This is a genomic window from Roseomonas sp. KE2513 (genome assembly GCF_016107305.1).
In the GTDB taxonomy this organism is placed as follows: Bacteria; Pseudomonadota; Alphaproteobacteria; order Acetobacterales; family Acetobacteraceae; genus Roseomonas.
This window is the reverse complement of the sequence record NZ_RCVR01000021.1, coordinates 90,911-107,247: the sequence shown is the minus strand read 5'-3', so window position 1 is coordinate 107,247 and position 16,337 is coordinate 90,911. Positions and strand designations below refer to the sequence as shown.

The window sequence follows — 16,337 nt, the reverse complement described above, 5'->3', positions numbered from 1 at the left end:
CTAGATACCCTGTTGAGCAATGCTGACCTTGCGCTCTACCAGGGCAAGGCAGCCGGACAGGGCACCTGCCGGCTTTTCGAGGCGTCCATGCGCGCGGAGTACGATGCTCGGCGCAGCCTGGAGGGAGAGGTTCAACTCGCCGCCCACCGCGGCGAGTTCGAGCTGTTCTACCAACCCCAGGTGCGCCTTGCGGATGGCGCGCTGGTCGGCGCTGAGGCGCTGCTGCGCTGGCAGCACCCCAAGCGTGGGTTACTGGCTCCTGCTGCCTTTCTGTCCGCGCTGGAAGCGGGACCCCGGGCCGGGAGCGTGGGTGACTGGGCGATCAACGAGGCCTGCCGGCAAGCCGCAGCCTGGCGCGAGCGCGGCTTCCCTCTCAAGATCGGCGTCAACCTGTTTAGCGAGCAGCTGCGCACAGGGAAGCTGGAAGCGACAGTTTCGGCGGCGCTGTGCCGGTGGCAACTTCCGGGGGAAGCGCTCGAGCTGGAACTCACCGAGATGATCGCCTTGCGCCACGATGACGCCACCCTGCGGCCGCTGCACGCCTTGCGGGACCGGGGAGTGGGAATAGCGTTCGACGACTTCGGCACTGGCTTCGCCTCACTGGCGACGCTCAAGCGCTTTCCTCTCACCCGCCTCAAGATCGACCGCAGCTTCGTCACCGATCTCGGGGCGGATCCGCACGACGCGGCGATCGTCGAGGCGGTTCTGGCGCTCGGCCGAGGGCTGAAGCTGAACGTCGTGGCCGAGGGGATAGAGACGGCGGGGCAGGAGGCTTTCCTGGCAGCACGCAACTGCGACGAGGGACAGGGCTACCTATACGGGCGACCCTGTTCCGCACCCGACTTCACCACTGTGCTTCAACGCCGGACCGGGGCTCTCTGAAAACCGGCCGCAAGGCACTGGTACCACAACGAATTTCTGCCAGAGGGTGGGGTCCCGGTTTGGCGTTTCTCTACATCCAGACGACGATCATCGGTCACAACCTTCAGCAGAATAATCCGTCATTAAGACAACTTTATCGTGTGTGATGTAGCCAAATTATCCGTGCGATGTTGGAATGGTACACTTGTCGAGAGGAGCGCTCCATGACCGCGTCCGCTTCGAAAACTCAGGATGTGGCATCACGCCAAGAGCAGGCACGAATCGACGAGGCGCCGCCTCGTTGGAGCTTGGGGACGTGCATAGGGATAATCGTCGGCGTGTCCGCTGCTTTGTGGTTTGGCCTCTATACCGCCGTTGTCGCGCTGCTTCGATGACGCCTCTGAATTGCGCTACTGATTAGGCCCGCCGGGCTGCGTCCTGACCCTGTCTCACCAGACAAGCTGATGGGCGAACGGTTGCCAGTTTAACCTTCCACCGTGGGTAGCCCGAGGCGTGCCGTTCCTTTTCCCGTCATGCCGCGCCTAGTGTTTCAGCGGTGGCCGGGACCACCTTCATCTTCCTGGAATCCCAACATGTTTGTCCAGGCGCGCTCCGGCTTCACTGCCGCTCATGCTCTGTTTCTGTTGGACGCAGCCTTAATCGGCCTGGCCTGCTGCGCTGTGATGGTGCTCGTCGGCAGGGATCATCCCATCGGGGTCGCCGCCCTGGCTTTCCCAGCAGTCGACCTGTTGCTTCTCTACGCGCTGGGCCTCTACCGGCGTGAGGCACTCGTCGAGATGGGTGAGACGCTTGGGCGTGTGCCGATCGCGGCCGGTGCCGGCAGCTTGGTCGCCTGGGCGGCGACGGCTGCCTTACCGGCGCCCTTCGGCAGCCCTGATGCTCACCTGTTGTTCGCTGCCGCCGTGCCATGCTTTGCCGTCGCCGGCCTCGCCGCTCGCCTTGCGCTTCACCTGCTCCGCCGGTGGGGTGCCTTTCGCCGCCGCCTCCTCGTCGTTGGCGCCGGGCGCCGCGCATGGGATCTGGTCTGGATGCTGCGTCGAGAGGCGCGAACCTTGGCGTTCGAGGTTGTCTTCGTCCACGACGACGTCATGGGGGAGGTGGATCCACGCCTGACAGCAGACCCGACCAACAGGATTGTTCCCGGACTGAACGGCCTGCTTGCCACCGCGCGCAGTCTCAATCCCGACCAGATTGTGGTGGCGCCCGACGAGCGGCGCGGCTTGGCCATGGATGGCCTGCTGGCGTGCAAGATGGCGGGATACCCGGTGAGCGAGTACGCGCAGTTCCTGGAGAGGGAGATCGGCCGGATCGATCTCAAGCGCCTTGACCTCGGCTGGCTCCTCTACGCGGGTGGCTTCGTCATGGGGACGAGTGACCGTTTTCTCAAGCGCGCTCTCGACCTGACCGTCAGCGCCGCCCTGCTGGTGTTCGTTGCTCCGACCCTCATTGTCGTTGCCCTCGCCGTGAAGCTCGATGACGGCGGCCCGGTCCTCTATCACCAGGACCGTGTGTCGCGGGGAGGGCGCGTCTTCCGTATCCTAAAGTTTCGCACCATGAGGACAGACGCTGAGCGGGGAGGTGCTGTCTGGGCTGCGGAGAGCGATCCGCGCATCACGAGGATCGGGTCCCTTCTGCGCCGCACTCGGCTGGATGAGCTTCCGCAGCTCTTTAACATCCTGCGTGGTGACATGGCCTTCGTTGGCCCACGACCGGAGCGGCCCGAGTTCACCCGGGATCTCTCCGCGCGACTACCGCTTTACAACGAGCGGCACCTGGTACGTGCCGGCCTCACCGGCTGGGCTCAGGTGAACTACCCCTACGGCGCCTCGCTGAACGATGCCCGGTCCAAGCTCAGCTACGACCTGTTCTACGTGAAGAACTTCGGCATCCTGTTCGATCTGCGCATCATCCTGCAGACCCTGCGCGTCATCTTCTGGCCCGGTGGAGTTCGATAACGCCAGCCGCTCTGAAGGATGATTAGCCGCGACACGTTGCCGGCCTGGAGAGGAGCGAAGAGCCGCGCCGAAATATGAGTTGCGAGCCTTCGTCGCATTGGTTCCTACGACTCCCATTCGAAGCATGGCTTGGCCCAGCCTTGCTTTGCCGATGCTACGGGTTCTATCCGGACAGCATTGTTGGCAAGGCCGGTCACTACCTCGACAGCTTGTTCGAACCCGGCGGCTTCGCTGAGGGAGCCATTCTATTCAATTTTCGCCAGTGCGCCGGGCAACATCGAATTAATGCTGCTTAGAATTTCATCACGCTTATCAAGCGGAGCAGAGTTCAGAAGCGAGACATGCGCAATAAGGATTGCTAGCACTCCTTTCAGAGCATGGACTTCACCCTGAAGCTGGAGGAACTCCCCCCCCCGGGGATGCACCGACAGTTTATTTGGATGTGAGGACATAGAACCTGACTTCCTGGCTGCGAGGCTTTAAGCAATTACAAACCCATGCAGACCAATATAGGACTTAAAATTCGGCGAGTTTTGCGAATTCCTGCTCAAGTTGAAGCTGGGCCTGATCCGGCTCGATGAAACCTGCGTCGACCGCTCCATTACGCCAGCCATGCCAATACGACATGGTCATGTCCTTCTCGCCCACGAGGCCAGCCATACCATCCATGTAACCGATGAGGATCTCTGCTTCATCTAAACTTCGAAAGTCCGTGACGCTCCGGACAGCCTTAAACATCACCTCTATCCTCACCGCGCCGGTCTGCACAACCAGATATAGCTACCATAATGCGGCCTTCTTACGCTGGGTATAGCCTGTGTGAGTAGCCGTGACCGTGTCCTTCAACTTTGATTGATTCAATTTTGCGCTGATTCGGGGTTTTAACCCGACCTCGCGAATTTTCATCACGGCTGCGGCGACAGGAGCGTTCAGAGCGCCCTCGAAACAAGAGGCTGATGCTTCGACTTGGCAGGATGGCTACCTTCCTTCTGGGGCAGAGACCCAGACAGGAGATTTTAGATGCTTCATCAGAACGACGAAGGCGCTGTATCGACCGGCCAGTCGCTGACGATGGTGAGTCTGGCGCAGACTGAACTTGTTCAGCCAACCGCGCCACCAAAGCGTCGGGTTATACCGGGCACATCGGCGAGAGGTGCGTCATACATTGCGCGAGCTGCCGTTTCGGCGAAGGTTCGGGACGATGCGTACCGCTTACGATACCGTAGCTACCTGGCTGGCGGGTTCATCAGCGAGCACCCGTCGGGCCAATTCCATGACCATTACGACGAGATGGTCAATGCAGACACGGTCGTGCTCTACGACGACGAGGTTCCAGTTGCCTCGGTCCGCGTCTGCCGGCTTGAACTCGGGTCGAACTACACTTCGCCTGCCATGGATACGTTCCCTACGGAGGTCCTGGCGCTCTTGAACGGCCGCCCGAACGATGCTTTTCATGGGCGGGCTATTGAAGTGACGCGTCTCGTCCGCAGCCCTGAGGCCGAGAATAACCAGGGGCTGGTTTTCCTACTTTACCGCATTGCCGGTTACATCGCCCTTTGTCACCACACTCAGATCTTCCTGGCCTGCGTTAGATCGAACCACGCTCCGTTCTACAAGCGCCTTGGCTATTCGAACGCCTCTGAGCCGCGCCCTTATCCCGGCCTTAGCTGCCAGATGCAACTCATGGCGAGTGACCGGCAGCGCTATGATCAGGTTCGCACGAAGGTACCGATGATGGACCCCATGACAGACGCCACAAAGAACCTGGAGGAGTTCTACAAGGGAGGGGAGGTAAGGCTGTTCCTGAACCGCTGAGTCGGCGAGGCCGCTTTCATCCAGGAGTGGCCTCAGTCCACCCCAGTTCTCGCCGGTTGGCTCTGCGTCACAGCAATTCGACGGGATTGCAGTTCCGCGCGCACGCGTAACGTGGTAGCCAACCTGTCGAGCCTACGCGGGATATCCATCTTGCACTCCAGTAGTCGTCTGGCCTGTCTGTTTGCCACTACTTGTCTGATCGCCGTTGGCGCAGCAGCACGTCCGAGCCTCTCTCAAGAGGTTTCGGACGGGGAAACGCCATTCTTCGTTCGGCTGGGCTATGGGGTGGCATCCTACCGGACCACGGGCCGAGCCGCTGTGGCTGGGCAGGCTCAGGAAGGGGCTCGCGTGGCGCTTGGCGATGTTTCCTTCGCAGCAGCAGAACTGGGTTGGCGTTTCGCGCCAGACTGGAGTGTGTCGGTCCTTGGTGGGCTGCCTCCGACGGTCGCACTCTATGGTCGCGGCGACTTTGCAGGCCAAGGGCTGCTGCGGAAGGTGACCTACGGCGCGGTAATGGTCGGGGTACAATATCATCCTTTCACTCTCGGCCGGTTCGAGCCGTTCTTGGGGGCTGGATTAAACTACACGGCGATCTTCAGGACGCGAGCGGGCGCGTTGTCCGAATTGCGTGTTGCGGACAACGCTGGACCCTACGTGCAGGTAGGTGGCCAGTTACACTTTACGCGCAGCCTTTCGGCTTTCGTGGATGTCCGTAAAACGTGGCTGTCCTTTGACTCCAAAGGCGTGGCTGCTGGCGCTCCAATCCGAGTAAGCATCGATCCCGACCCAGTATCCGCAACACTCGGCCTTTCGTACAGGTTTTGAAGGCGGACGGGTCCACCATTCAGGCCAAATATTCGATCCTTGTGGTGGGTGGTGATGGCGAGGGACGCCCAAGCAGATATCCTTGCGCAAAACGGATGCCATTCTCATTGAGCCATTCCAATTGGCTGGGCTCCTCGACGCCTTCGGCAACCACATAGATATTCAGATCCATCGCTAGGCGGGCGATCATTCGGTAGATCACGGCAACTTTCCTCTCCGGTAGCTTCCGGGTGAAAGCAGCGTCGATCTTGATGCCGCTCACTTCCACCTCGTGGAGGTAGGTGAGGGATGAATAACCTGTACCGAAGTCGTCCAAGATAAGCTTCACGCCGAGTTTCCGGATCGCGTCAAGCTGGCCCATAGTTCGCTCATCCTGGTCGAGGAGGACGCTTTCGGTGATTTCAATAGCGAGACGTTCAGGTGGCAGCCCACTTTCCTGAAGCACCTGTATAAGGATCCGTGGAAAATTGCCCGAACGTAATTGGCGAGGCGACAGATTGACGTTGACCTGAATCAGAGCTGGCCACTGGGCAGCATCGTGGCAGGCGAGTTGGAGGATTACCCGGCCGAGTTCCTCCATCAAATCAGACTTCTCCGCAGTCTTGATAAACTCGCTCGGCGGGATGGTGCCTCGAGTTGGGTGATTCCAGCGAACCAACGCCTCTACTGATACAATGCGTTGAGACTTAAGATCGACAATCGGCTGATAGAGGAGACCGATCTGGCCTGCGCTGATTGCTTCGCTCAACTCGGCTTCCCGGCTGATCAGGCTGTGATGCTCTTCCTCGATCCATGGATCGAACAAGCAGGCCTTGCCCTTACCCTCTTCCTTGGCCTTGTAGAGTGCAAGATCAGCCAGCATCATCAGCCGCTGTGGGTCGCGCGCATCCTGAGGGCAAGTGCTGACGCCGATGCTGGCCCCTGGACGGATGGTGACGCCGTCAGACTCGAAATTTTCGCAAAGACGAAGGGCCAGCCTCTGAGCGATCGCTAAGCCTTCCTCTCCATCAACTCCAGCGATGAGTACCGCGAACTCGTCACCGCCCAGCCGCGCAGCAGTATCCTGCGGGCGGATCGCCTGATGTATCCGGCCGGCGACATTCTGGAGGAGCCTATCACCAGTCTGGTGCCCATAGGTATCGTTGATTCCTTTGAAGTTATCGAGATCGATCATGGCAAGGGCAAAGGAGCGCTGCTCGGCGCAGAGTGTCTCGACGCGTTCCACGAAGGAGCGGCGGTTGAGCAACCCGGTCAGGCTGTCGTGACTGGCCAGGAAGATCACCTTCTCACTGGCCTCGTGACCGGACGTCACATCACGGCCGATGCCACGAAAACCCGAGATGCCGCCGTCGTCGTCAAAGATCGGATGGCCGGTCAGGCGGAACCATCGCGTTCCATGCGCGCCTTCGCAATGGACCAGCAATTCGCGAAATGCTTGGCGCTCTCGAAAGTAGTCAGCCAAGTCCTGGTGGACGCGATCTTCCGCTCCCCTATTTTGGGATGAAGTCGAAATTAGCTCGGGCAGCATCTTCCCATTCGCGATCATCGGCGTCAGCCCGAGGGCATCAGCCATTCGCTCCGTGGCTTCTTTCACCCGCCCGTCGCGATCGGTCTGCCAAAGCCAATCGGGAGAGCCCTCCTCATACTCGCGCAAGAACACCTTGACCGTCTCGATCTGCCGCTGCAAAGCGGCGCGAGCCTCGGAGCGACCGCTGAAAGTAATATTGGTAAAGATGATGCCGAACGTGGCATAGGCACAGAAAGATATGAAAGCTGTTGCCGAGAAGATATCGGCGTGGGGCATGGCAAAGCCGACGCCGTAAATTGAGAGCAAAGCATTGGGAATGAAAAAGCCGAAAGCAACGGTCATAGGAACGCTGATGATAGGTGTTGAAATGACGCCTGCGGCAAGACCGAGCAAGAGAACAGTTTGATCGGGCCGGCCATTTATCGCGAATAGGGTGATAGTTGTTCCCCACGCAAAGCCTAAGCAGGTATAGAGAAGCTGCGCGCACTTAAGAAAACGGTAGTCGTCCTTATTTCGATGCCAACGCAGGGCTGCTCCGATTATTGCTCCATAAAGCAGAACAACAGCAGCAACCACCATCATCATGACCGGTTCGCTGGACACCCCGAAGGCCAGCGAGTTAATAACCACATTGAGGACGCCTGCGGCAGAGAAAAGCAGGCAGAGTAGAAAGAGAAGGTTGCACTGATCACGCATGACCGCCGCTTCTTGTTCACTCCTGGGTATACGGACGATAAATGCGTCCCGGATCCTGCGGAAAATGCACCCAGTCCAGGCAACAAGCTTACGCATGCTGGTAGGCTCCATCAGAGCACACGCGGTAGGATCAATCCGGTCTTATCCCGATACCGCGCATACTCCGCGGCCAAGCCTGAGCTGGCGAAATGCTCCTCCTCCTCATGAGCCGTTTTATAATACCAGGCAATTAGAAGGATGGCAGGAATCCACTGGATCGGACCGCCCACCAGGGCGGTAGCAAGCCAGCCAAGACTGTAAGCAAGGTAAAAAGGATGCCTGACATAGGCGTAAGGACCGTCCGCGTAAATCATAGTTGGAACGTTGTTGGTGTGAGCAATCGCGGGCGGCCGAGCCTTTGTCGCGCGGACGGTCCACCAGAACAGCAGGCCACTCGCCAGGAACAGTGCTATCGCAGCGATGCCCTTGCCGAAATTAACGCCGAAGAAGGAAGCGAGCACGACGAAAAGCAGGAACGCTGCGGTGCTGCATGCGGAGAGCTTGCGCATTCTTGAAGGCATTCCACTCTCAACCCGAAAGTGGCGCTTCAATCCCCAAGCGAATGAACCAAAAGTAATGAAACCGGTGATTAATGTAGCAGCGGTCAACATGTCACGTCCGTCATCAAGTTTGGCTCCTCGACGCAGGGGCTACAGATCTTCAACTATTACGCGAAATTCGGCTGCGTGCACGACCGGTGGAGCTTGCGAATCCGGCGTTTCCCGAACATTTCGTTGTGAAGACATCCCATTCTCTTCATCGAACATGTCATGGCCAGGTCGGTTCAGCTCGTTAGACGAAGGCGCCTCGCACTTGGCCATCGTCGCCGCCAGCAGCGCGCGCAACACTTCGGGATGGCATTGTCACGTTGGAGACCGCTGGCCGGGGCGGAGCAGCTGAGCCAGGATGGCAGCGAGATGACGTCCGAGCCCACCACCTACCCCGGCTACCGCTTTCCGGCCGAGGTCGTCCGGCATGCGGTCTGGCTCTATCACCTCTTTAGCCTGAGCTTTCGAGACGTTGAGCTGCTTCTCGCTGAGCGGGGCGTGGTGGTCAGCTACGAGAGCATTCGCCGGTGGTGCCTTCGCTACGGCGCGGATTTTTCGACCAGGCTGCGCAAGCGTCGCCCGAAGCCCGGTGATACTTGACACGTGGATGAGGTGTACCTGAGGATCAACGGCGAGCTCTTCTATCTCTGGCGGGCAGTGGACCAGCACGGTGTCGTGCTCGACATCCTCGTGCAGAAGCGGCGGAATGGCACGGCCGCCAAGCGCTTCTTCAAGCGCCTGCTGGCTGGCCTTAAGTACAAGCCCCGCAAGATCGTCACGGATGGGCTGCGCAGCTATGGCGTTGCGCAGCGGGAGGTCTTGCCCGATGTGCAGCATCGGACCAGCCGGTACCTGAACAACCGTGCCGAGAACTCCCATAGGCCAACGCGACGCCGAGAACGCGGGATGCAACGTTTCAAGTCATGCGAGCAAGCACAGCGCTTCCTCTCGGCGCACTAGATGATCTACGGCCACTTCCGTCCCCGGCCGCACCCGATGACCTCCGATGGGTACCGCCGTGCGCGTGACGGCGCCTTCCGGATCTGGAAGCGGGAGACGTGCGTCCAAGTGGCAGCGTAAGGCTGGCCAAGCTCTGCCGCTCGGTTCAACGCGCCTCGTGGCCAAACAACGTGACAATGCCCCTTTTCAGTCACACGATTGGACGCTTCTCCAGCTTCCTGGCCAAAGTTCGGCGGTGCATACCGAGACGGCGCGCCGTCTCCGAGATGTTAAACCCCGTTTCGGCGAGCACCTCATTGATCCGCTCCCATTCAAGAGTCTTGATGGAAGCGGTTGGCCGACTGGTCACGGATACGTCCGGGTCACCGGCAGCCCTGTTAAACGCGGCCTCGATGTCGTCCGTGTTGGAGGGTTTGGCCAAGTAGTGGCACGCGCCGAGCTTGATCGCTTCCACCGCCGTTGCGATACTGGCAAAGCCTGTGAGCACGACGATGCGCATCGAGGGGTTGCGCTCGTGCAGCGTTCGGACGCAAGGGAGGCCCGAGGCGGCCTTCAGCTTCAGGTCCACCACAGCAAAGCTCGGTACGGTCTTCTCGAGCAGGGTGCCCAGATCCTCTGGGCCAGAGACGAGGTGGACCTGGTAACCCCTTCGCTCGAAGGAGCGCTGTAGTGTCCGTCCGAAGGTGGAGTCGTCCTCCACGATAACGAGCGAGCGCGGGTGCTCCATCTCAAGCCTGCCTGCCGTGTGCGGGCGCGAGTGGGATAAGGAGCCTGACTTCGGCGCCGCCTTCGGGAAGATTGGTCGTCTCGACACGGCCGCCGAGGCGGCGCGCCACAGTAACGACAAGGAAAAGGCCCACGCCATGGCCCGCGCCCTTGCTGGACCGGTAGGGTTGACCGAAGTGCCGCAGCATCTCCGGCGAGAAGCCAGGACCGTGGTCACGGACAGCTAGAACCAACCTGTCGCCGCGCTGCGCCGCCAGAAGATGAACCCTCCGCGGCGACACGTCGGCCGCATTCTCCAGCAGGTTCCAGACTGCCTGGCGCAGAGCGGGATCGCCTACCATCACCGGCCCCGTACTCAGGCTGCAATCGCAGATCAGCGGCATCAGAGGATGGGCGATCTGCCAAGCCTTCGCCAGCTCCTCGACAAAGGTGCAAGGATCGATGCTCCCCATCGTTTCGCTTCTGGGCTCCCCGGCCGAGTGGAGGATCTCCGTCACGATGGATTTGCAGCGCTGAACCTCAGCCTGCATCTCCCTCAACTCTCCCATCAGCTCTGGGTCATCGGCCAGCTTGGGCATACGCTGCCAGTCGCTGAGGATCACGGACAGGGAGGCCAGGGGTGTGCCAAGCTCGTGCGCGGCCCCGGATGCAAACAGGCCCATGCGTACGATGTGGTCCTCCTCGGCTGCGTGTTGGCGCATAGCGGCCAAGTAGGCCTCGCGCGCACGAAGGTTGCGGCTGATGCGGGTGATGAACATGACCAGGAGCATTGCCACGAGTGCGAAGCTCAGCCACCGCCCCAGCGTGTAAAGATCGGTGACCTCGCCCAGCAAGCCCGGTGGAAAGAGCAGGGGGCGATGACGATAGGTCAGGAGCGCGAAGCACGCCGTCGTGGCTAAGGCCAGGATCCAGACCAGCCCCGTCCTGAGCAGGATTGCCCCCAACACAACCTGGACGAGGTATAGCGCCGTGAAGGGATTGTCCGCCCCGCCGGTCAGGTAGAGCTGCGTCGTAAGCGTGCCAACATCGAACAGCAGCGCGAGCAGGAACTCGAGGTCTGTCACGCGGTGGCGGCGAAGCATCAACGTGCCGGCCAGATTAGCCAGGGCGAGCAGCCCCACGACCCCGAGTAGCGGGCCGGTCGGCAACGAGACGCCCATGCCAAAGTGCACGACTATGATAGTAACCAACTGCCCAACGACGGCGATCCAGCGAAGCTGGATCAGCTGACGCATGTTCTCCGTCGCGATCGCGTCAGGCGCCAGTCCCGGGTTCAGTACGGACCGGCGGCGCGTCAGTGCAAGGAGTGGGGTGTCCACTAAGCCTTTTCCCTCTCGGCACGGCCCGTCAACAGGAACCAGATCTCGCCCAGGCAGAGCGTCGCCAAGCCGAACCAAGTGAACGCATAGACGAGATGGCTGTTGCGGAAGGCGACCACGGTGAGGCCGCCGATGGGGAAGCCACCCGGGTTGGGTCTCGCGTCCGCGTCGATGAAGTAGGGCGCGACCGAGCCCAGGTCACGCGCCGCAGCGATCGCGGCCACATCGCGGGAGAACCAACGGTTTGCCGCGGGGTCGTTGCCACGCAGGAAGGCCCCCCCGGGCTCTGGCGCGCGCAGCAGACCAGTGACAGTAGCATGCCCGGTCGGAACACCGTCCCGGCGCGTCTCGGGAGTGACGCGATCGGGCGGAGCAAAGCCGCGGTTGACGAGCACGGTCCAGCCCTCGTCCGTGCGGAGGGGGACCAGCAGCCAGAAGCCGGGGCCGAGTTCGGTGACGGCCTGGACCAGCGTCTCCCGGTCATTCAGGAAGGTGCCCGAGGCCCGGACACGGGTATAAGCCTCGGCCTCCGCGGAGATGCCGGGCCAGGCAACAGGGCCGGGCGCCGGCTGCGGCGCGGCGTGGACGCGACGGTCCACAGCCGCGATCAGGTCCAGCTTCCAGGCACGACGCTCGACCTGCCAGACCCCGAGTGCGACGAAAAGCACTGCCGCCGCAGCAAGAAGCGCGGCGAGGAGCCCGCGCTTCGCCCGGAAGGGTAGCGCCACGGCGCTACCTGGAGCCCGCCAGGGGCATCATCGGCATCATGTTGGTGTTCAGGTGGTACATGACCCAGATCGACCCACCAATCGTGATGCCAACGATCACCACGGTGAAGATGAAGGCAATCAGTGTCCATCCTCCCTCGGACCGCGTGTCGAGATGCAGGAAGTAGACGACGTGCACCACGATCTGCACAAAAGCGCAGCCGAAGATCGCCACAGCAGTGGCGGGCGTGCTGGACAGCGTCTCCGTCATCACCAGCCAAAAGGGGATGGCCGTGAGGATGACCGAGAGCAGGAAGCCGGTCAGGTAGCCACGTCGGGTGCCGTGACCGTGCGTGTCACCGTGCCCGTGCAGTTCGGGGACGTGCGGCTCGGTCGGGTGGGTCGTGCTCATCGAAGCACTCCGAACAGGTAGACAAAGGTGAAGACGCCGATCCAGATGATGTCCAGAAAGTGCCAGAACATGCTGAGGCACATCAGCCGACGCTTGTTCTCCAGACCCAGCCCGCGCTGGCCGATCTGGACTAGCAATGTTCCGATCCAGATCAAGCCGAAAAACACGTGCATCCCGTGCGTGCCCACCAAGGTGAAGAAGGCCGAGAGGAAGGCACTGCGCTGCGGCGTCGCGCCTTCGGCAATCAGGCTGGAGAACTCGTAGATCTCGACGCCCAGAAAGGCCGCGCCGAATAGGGCGGTTACCAGCAGCCAGGAGCGCGTTCCGCTGACCCGGCCGGCTTCCATCTCGAGCATGCCGAAGCCGAAGGTGATGGAGGAGGTGAGCAGCAGGGCGGTATTCAGGGCAACCAGCGGCAGCTCGAAGAGCTCGCGCGGTACCGGACCGCCGGCGTAGCTGCTGTTCAGCACGCCGAAGGTCGCGAAGAGCGCGGCGAAGATGAGCGCGTCACTCATCAGGTAGATCCAAAAGCCCAGCAGCGTCGCGCCGTTGCCGCCGGCGTGGTCGTGGTCCTCTCCCTCCGCGAGGTGGTAGGTGCGTGCCCCCTCAGCCGCGTTCGTGGCCTGTGCCGTCATGATCAGTCCCCCGCCACTGTCGGACGCGCGCGCTGGGCTTCGGTCCGCGCCACGTTGTCAGCGGGGATGAAGTAGTCGCGGTTGTAGTTGAAGGTATGGCCGATCGCGACCGTCAGCAGGCCCAGCGAAGCGAGGGCCGCCAGCCACCACATGTACCAGATCATCGCGAAGCCGAAGACCAGGGCCAGGGCCGAAAGGTACAGGCCGCTGCCGGTGTTGCGGGGCATGTGGATGGGCCGGTAGCCCTCCATCGGTCGCTGGTAGCCACGCGACTTCATGTCGTACCAGGCATCCAGGTCGTGCACCACCGGCGTGAAGGCGAAGTTGTAGGCCGGCGGCGGCGAGGAGGTGGACCACTCCAGCGTGCGCCCGTTCCAGGGATCGCCCGTGACGTCGCGCAACTGCTTCCGGCGGACGATGCCCATGACGATGCTCATCACCGTGCCGAGGATGCCAACCAGGATGATCAGCGCGCCGACGGCGGCCACCACGAAGTAGGGCTGCAGCGTCGCGTCGTCGATGTGGCTGAGGCGGCGGGTGACGCCCATCAGGCCGACGACGTAGATCGGTGTCCAGGCCACCCAGTAGCCGACGACCCAGCCCCAAAAGGAGACCCCGCCCCAGAAGGGATCGAGCTTGAAGCCGAAGGCCTTGGGGAACCAGTAGGTGATGCCGGCCAGAAGGGCGAAGACCACGCCGCCGATGATAACGTTGTGGAAGTGCGCCACCAGGAACAGCGAGTTGTGCAGAACGAAGTCCGCCGGTGGTACCGCGAGAAGCACGCCTGTCATGCCACCCACGACGAAGGTGAGCATGAAGGCGACGACCCACATCATCGGCAGCTCGTAGATGATGCGGCCTCGATACATGGTGAAGAGCCAGTTGAAGATCTTCGCGCCCGTCGGGATTGAGATCACCATCGTGGCGATGCCGAAGAAGGAGTTCACGCTGGCGCCCGCGCCCATGGTGAAGAAGTGGTGCAACCAAACGATGTAGGAGAGGATGGTGATGACCACGGTGGCATAGACCATCGACGAGTAGCCGAAGAGCCGCTTGCCTGTGAAGGTAGAGGTGATCTCGGAGTAGATGCCGAAGGCCGGCAGCACCAGCACGTAGACTTCAGGGTGCCCCCAGATCCACACCATGTTCCAGTACATCATGGGGCTGCCGCCCATGTCGTTGGTGAAGAAGTGGGTGCCAAGGTAGCGGTCGAGGATCAGCAGGAAGAAGGCCGCGGTCAGCACCGGGAAGATGGCAATGGCGAGCACCTGGCTGCACAGTGCCGTCCAGCAGAAGACCGGCATCTTCATCATGGTCATGCCGGGCGCGCGCATCTTGATGATAGTCGCCACCAGGTTGATGGCCGAGAGCGTGGTTCCTATGCCGGCTATCTGCAGTGACCAGAGATAATAGTCCACGCCAGTGTCCGGGCTGTACTCCAGCCCGGCAAGCGGCGCGTAGGACAGCCAGCCCGTGCGCGCGAACTCGCCCACGAAGAGCGACATCATGACCAGCCCGGCGCCGGAAACCGTCAGCCAGAAGCTGAGGTTGTTTAGGAAAGGAAAAGCCACGTCCCGCGCACCGATCTGGAGCGGCATGACGAAGTTGATCAGTCCGGCCACGAGCGGGATGGCCACGAAGAAGATCATGATCGTGCCGTGCGCGGTGAAGATCTGGTCGTAGTGGTGCGACGGCAGATAGCCCTCGTTTGGGCCAAAAGCGACTGCCTGCTGTGCCCGCATCATCAGCGCGTCGGCAAACCCCCGGAGCAGCATGACGATGCCGAGGATGACGTACATGATGCCGATGCGCTTGTGGTCCACGCTCGTGAACCACTCCTTCCAGAGATAGCCCCAGAGCCGGAAGTAGGTCAGCGCCGCCACGATCCCGAGGCCGAGCACGACCACCACAATGAAGGTGGTGAGCAGGATCGGCTCATGGATGGGAAAGGATTCGAAGGTAAGACGGCCGAACACCGTCTTCAGGAAGCTATGCTCTGGCATGATCCTGTCCGGGAAAGGGAGGAGGGCTCCGGTTAAGGCCGGCGCCCGGAGGCTTGGTGAAAGAGCCTAGTAGGGAGTGCGGTGCCCAGGTCCTGTCGGGTGGGGTGGCGCGGTGACGTTGGGGCCCGTGCCCTTGTCCTCCGGGTCGCGCAGCAGCGCGGGCTCGGTGCGCGAGGAGCCGCTGGACGGAGAACCTGCCCGCCCGGCCGGCATGCCCGAGCCCAGGTGCCCGTGCGGCTCGCCGCCGCCGCGCTGCCGGTCCCGGGCCATCACGTCGGCCGCGCAGGGCTTGCCGGACTCGACGCACTGGTTGAGGGCGCGGTCGAACAGGCCCTCCACCACGGAGGCGAAGCGCATTACCGGCACCCGCTCGCTCGGGCGGTCGAGGGCGAGGTACTCGCCCTGCGCCAGGGTGCCGCCGGCCGCCTTGGCCTGCTGTACCCAGCCGTCGAAGCCCGCGCTGTCCACTCCGATGAGCTTGAAGCGCATGTAGGAGTAGCCGGCCCCAGTGTAGTTGCCCGAGTAGCCCCAGCTCTCGCCCGGCGCGTTCAGCACCGCGTTCAGCTCCGAGCGCATCCCAGGCATGGCGTAGATCATGCCGGCCAGGGTGGGCGCGTAGAAGGTGTTCATCTGCGTGGATGAGGTGATAGAGAAGCGTACCGGCACGTCCACCGGTAGCGCCAGCTCGTTCACGGTCGCGATCCCCTGCTCCGGGTAGATGAACAGCCACTTCCAGTCCATCGCCACCACCTGGATCTCTAGCGGCCTGGTGCCCTGCGGGACGGGGCGGCCCGCCGTGATACGGTCCAGCGGCCGGAAGGGGTCGAGCAGGTGGGTGCTCGACCAGGTGATCGCGCCCAGGCAGATGATGATCAGCAGAGGGCAGGACCAGATCACCAGCTCCAGCGTGGTGGAGTGGTCGAACTTGGGATCGTAATTAGCCTTGGGGTTGCCGGCCCGGTAGCGCCACGCGAAGAGCACGGTCAGTACCATGACGGGCACGATGATGAGCAGCATCAGGCCCGTGGCGATCAAGATCAGGTCGCGCTGCTGGACGGCGATGTCCCCGGTGGGGTTCATCACGACCATGTCGCACCCGGTAAGGGTGAGAAGCAGAGGGATCATGCCCGCGCGGGCAAGGCGCCGCGCCGCGGCCGTGGTCTGTTCGCGCATGGCGTTGCCCATACAGGGGGGCGGCCCCGGCGTGACATTGGACATTTTGTCCAATCCCCTCGACCACTGGTTTCGGGCATCAGGCTGCGGATAGCGATGATGGAACCGGTTCTG

Annotated in this window: 14 protein-coding genes and 1 pseudogene; 5 read left to right on the top strand and 10 right to left on the bottom strand. The window is 61.8% G+C overall.

What is annotated here, in order from left to right:
* On the top strand, positions 1–882 hold an 882-nt coding region (locus D9599_RS19790), incomplete at its 5' end, for a bifunctional diguanylate cyclase/phosphodiesterase (RefSeq protein ID WP_232480700.1).
* 623 nt (positions 883–1,505) lie between these two features.
* On the top strand, positions 1,506–2,837 hold the full coding sequence (locus D9599_RS19785; RefSeq protein ID WP_198383013.1) for a TIGR03013 family XrtA/PEP-CTERM system glycosyltransferase: 1,332 nt from the start codon (positions 1,506–1,508) through the stop codon (positions 2,835–2,837).
* A 516-nt stretch (positions 2,838–3,353) separates the two neighbouring features.
* Here the strand turns inward: D9599_RS19785 and D9599_RS19780 are convergent.
* Positions 3,354–3,575 (bottom strand): hypothetical protein, encoded by a 222-nt coding sequence (locus tag D9599_RS19780; protein ID WP_198383012.1) that lies wholly within the window; start codon positions 3,573–3,575, stop codon positions 3,354–3,356.
* 282 nt (positions 3,576–3,857) lie between these two features.
* On the opposite strand from D9599_RS19780, the gene D9599_RS19775 reads away from it, so the two are divergent.
* Entirely contained in the window at positions 3,858–4,652 is a 795-nt protein-coding gene (locus tag D9599_RS19775; protein WP_232480699.1) for an N-acyl amino acid synthase FeeM domain-containing protein, read from the top strand.
* Positions 4,653–4,763: 111 nt separating this feature from the next.
* A complete protein-coding gene (locus D9599_RS19770) occupies positions 4,764–5,477 on the top strand; it encodes an OmpW family outer membrane protein (RefSeq protein WP_309228666.1) in 714 nt (237 codons plus the stop codon).
* 19 nt (positions 5,478–5,496) lie between these two features.
* On the opposite strand, the gene D9599_RS19765 is transcribed toward D9599_RS19770, so the two are convergent.
* Complete coding sequence (locus D9599_RS19765) at positions 5,497–7,797, bottom strand: bifunctional diguanylate cyclase/phosphodiesterase (protein ID WP_198383010.1); 2,301 nt, start codon at positions 7,795–7,797, stop codon at positions 5,497–5,499.
* 14 nt (positions 7,798–7,811) lie between these two features.
* On the bottom strand, positions 7,812–8,249 hold the full coding sequence (locus D9599_RS19760; protein ID WP_198383009.1) for an isoprenylcysteine carboxylmethyltransferase family protein: 438 nt from the start codon (positions 8,247–8,249) through the stop codon (positions 7,812–7,814).
* 408 nt (positions 8,250–8,657) lie between these two features.
* On the opposite strand from D9599_RS19760, the pseudogene D9599_RS19755 reads away from it, so the two are divergent.
* Positions 8,658–9,368, top strand: a pseudogene (locus D9599_RS19755) (IS6 family transposase).
* A 70-nt stretch (positions 9,369–9,438) separates the two neighbouring features.
* Here the strand turns inward: D9599_RS19755 and D9599_RS19750 are convergent.
* The 7 genes from D9599_RS19750 to cyoA form a co-directional block, all read right to left on the bottom strand.
* Positions 9,439–9,975 (bottom strand): response regulator transcription factor, encoded by a 537-nt coding sequence (locus D9599_RS19750; RefSeq protein WP_198383008.1) that lies wholly within the window; start codon positions 9,973–9,975, stop codon positions 9,439–9,441.
* Position 9,976: 1 nt separating this feature from the next.
* Entirely contained in the window at positions 9,977–11,209 is a 1,233-nt protein-coding gene (locus D9599_RS19745) for an ATP-binding protein (protein WP_198383007.1), read from the bottom strand.
* A gap of 83 nt (positions 11,210–11,292) precedes the next feature.
* Positions 11,293–12,021 (bottom strand): SURF1 family protein, encoded by a 729-nt coding sequence (locus D9599_RS19740; protein WP_198383006.1) that lies wholly within the window; start codon positions 12,019–12,021, stop codon positions 11,293–11,295.
* Between the two features lie 4 nt (positions 12,022–12,025).
* Positions 12,026–12,412: a cytochrome o ubiquinol oxidase subunit IV gene (cyoD, locus tag D9599_RS19735; RefSeq protein ID WP_198383005.1), complete on the bottom strand. Its 387-nt coding sequence runs from the start codon at positions 12,410–12,412 to the stop codon at positions 12,026–12,028.
* On the bottom strand, positions 12,409–13,047 hold the full coding sequence (cyoC, locus tag D9599_RS19730; protein ID WP_198383004.1) for a cytochrome o ubiquinol oxidase subunit III: 639 nt from the start codon (positions 13,045–13,047) through the stop codon (positions 12,409–12,411). Before cyoC ends, cyoD begins: the two co-directional genes overlap by 4 nt.
* 2 nt (positions 13,048–13,049) lie before the next feature.
* Entirely contained in the window at positions 13,050–15,050 is a 2,001-nt protein-coding gene (gene cyoB / locus D9599_RS19725) for a cytochrome o ubiquinol oxidase subunit I (RefSeq protein WP_198383003.1), read from the bottom strand.
* 66 nt (positions 15,051–15,116) lie between these two features.
* The gene (gene cyoA, locus D9599_RS19720; protein ID WP_232480697.1) at positions 15,117–16,268 is read right to left on the bottom strand and encodes a ubiquinol oxidase subunit II; all 1,152 of its coding nucleotides are present in this window, start codon (positions 16,266–16,268) and stop codon (positions 15,117–15,119) included.
* Between the last annotated feature and the right edge of the window lie 69 nt (positions 16,269–16,337).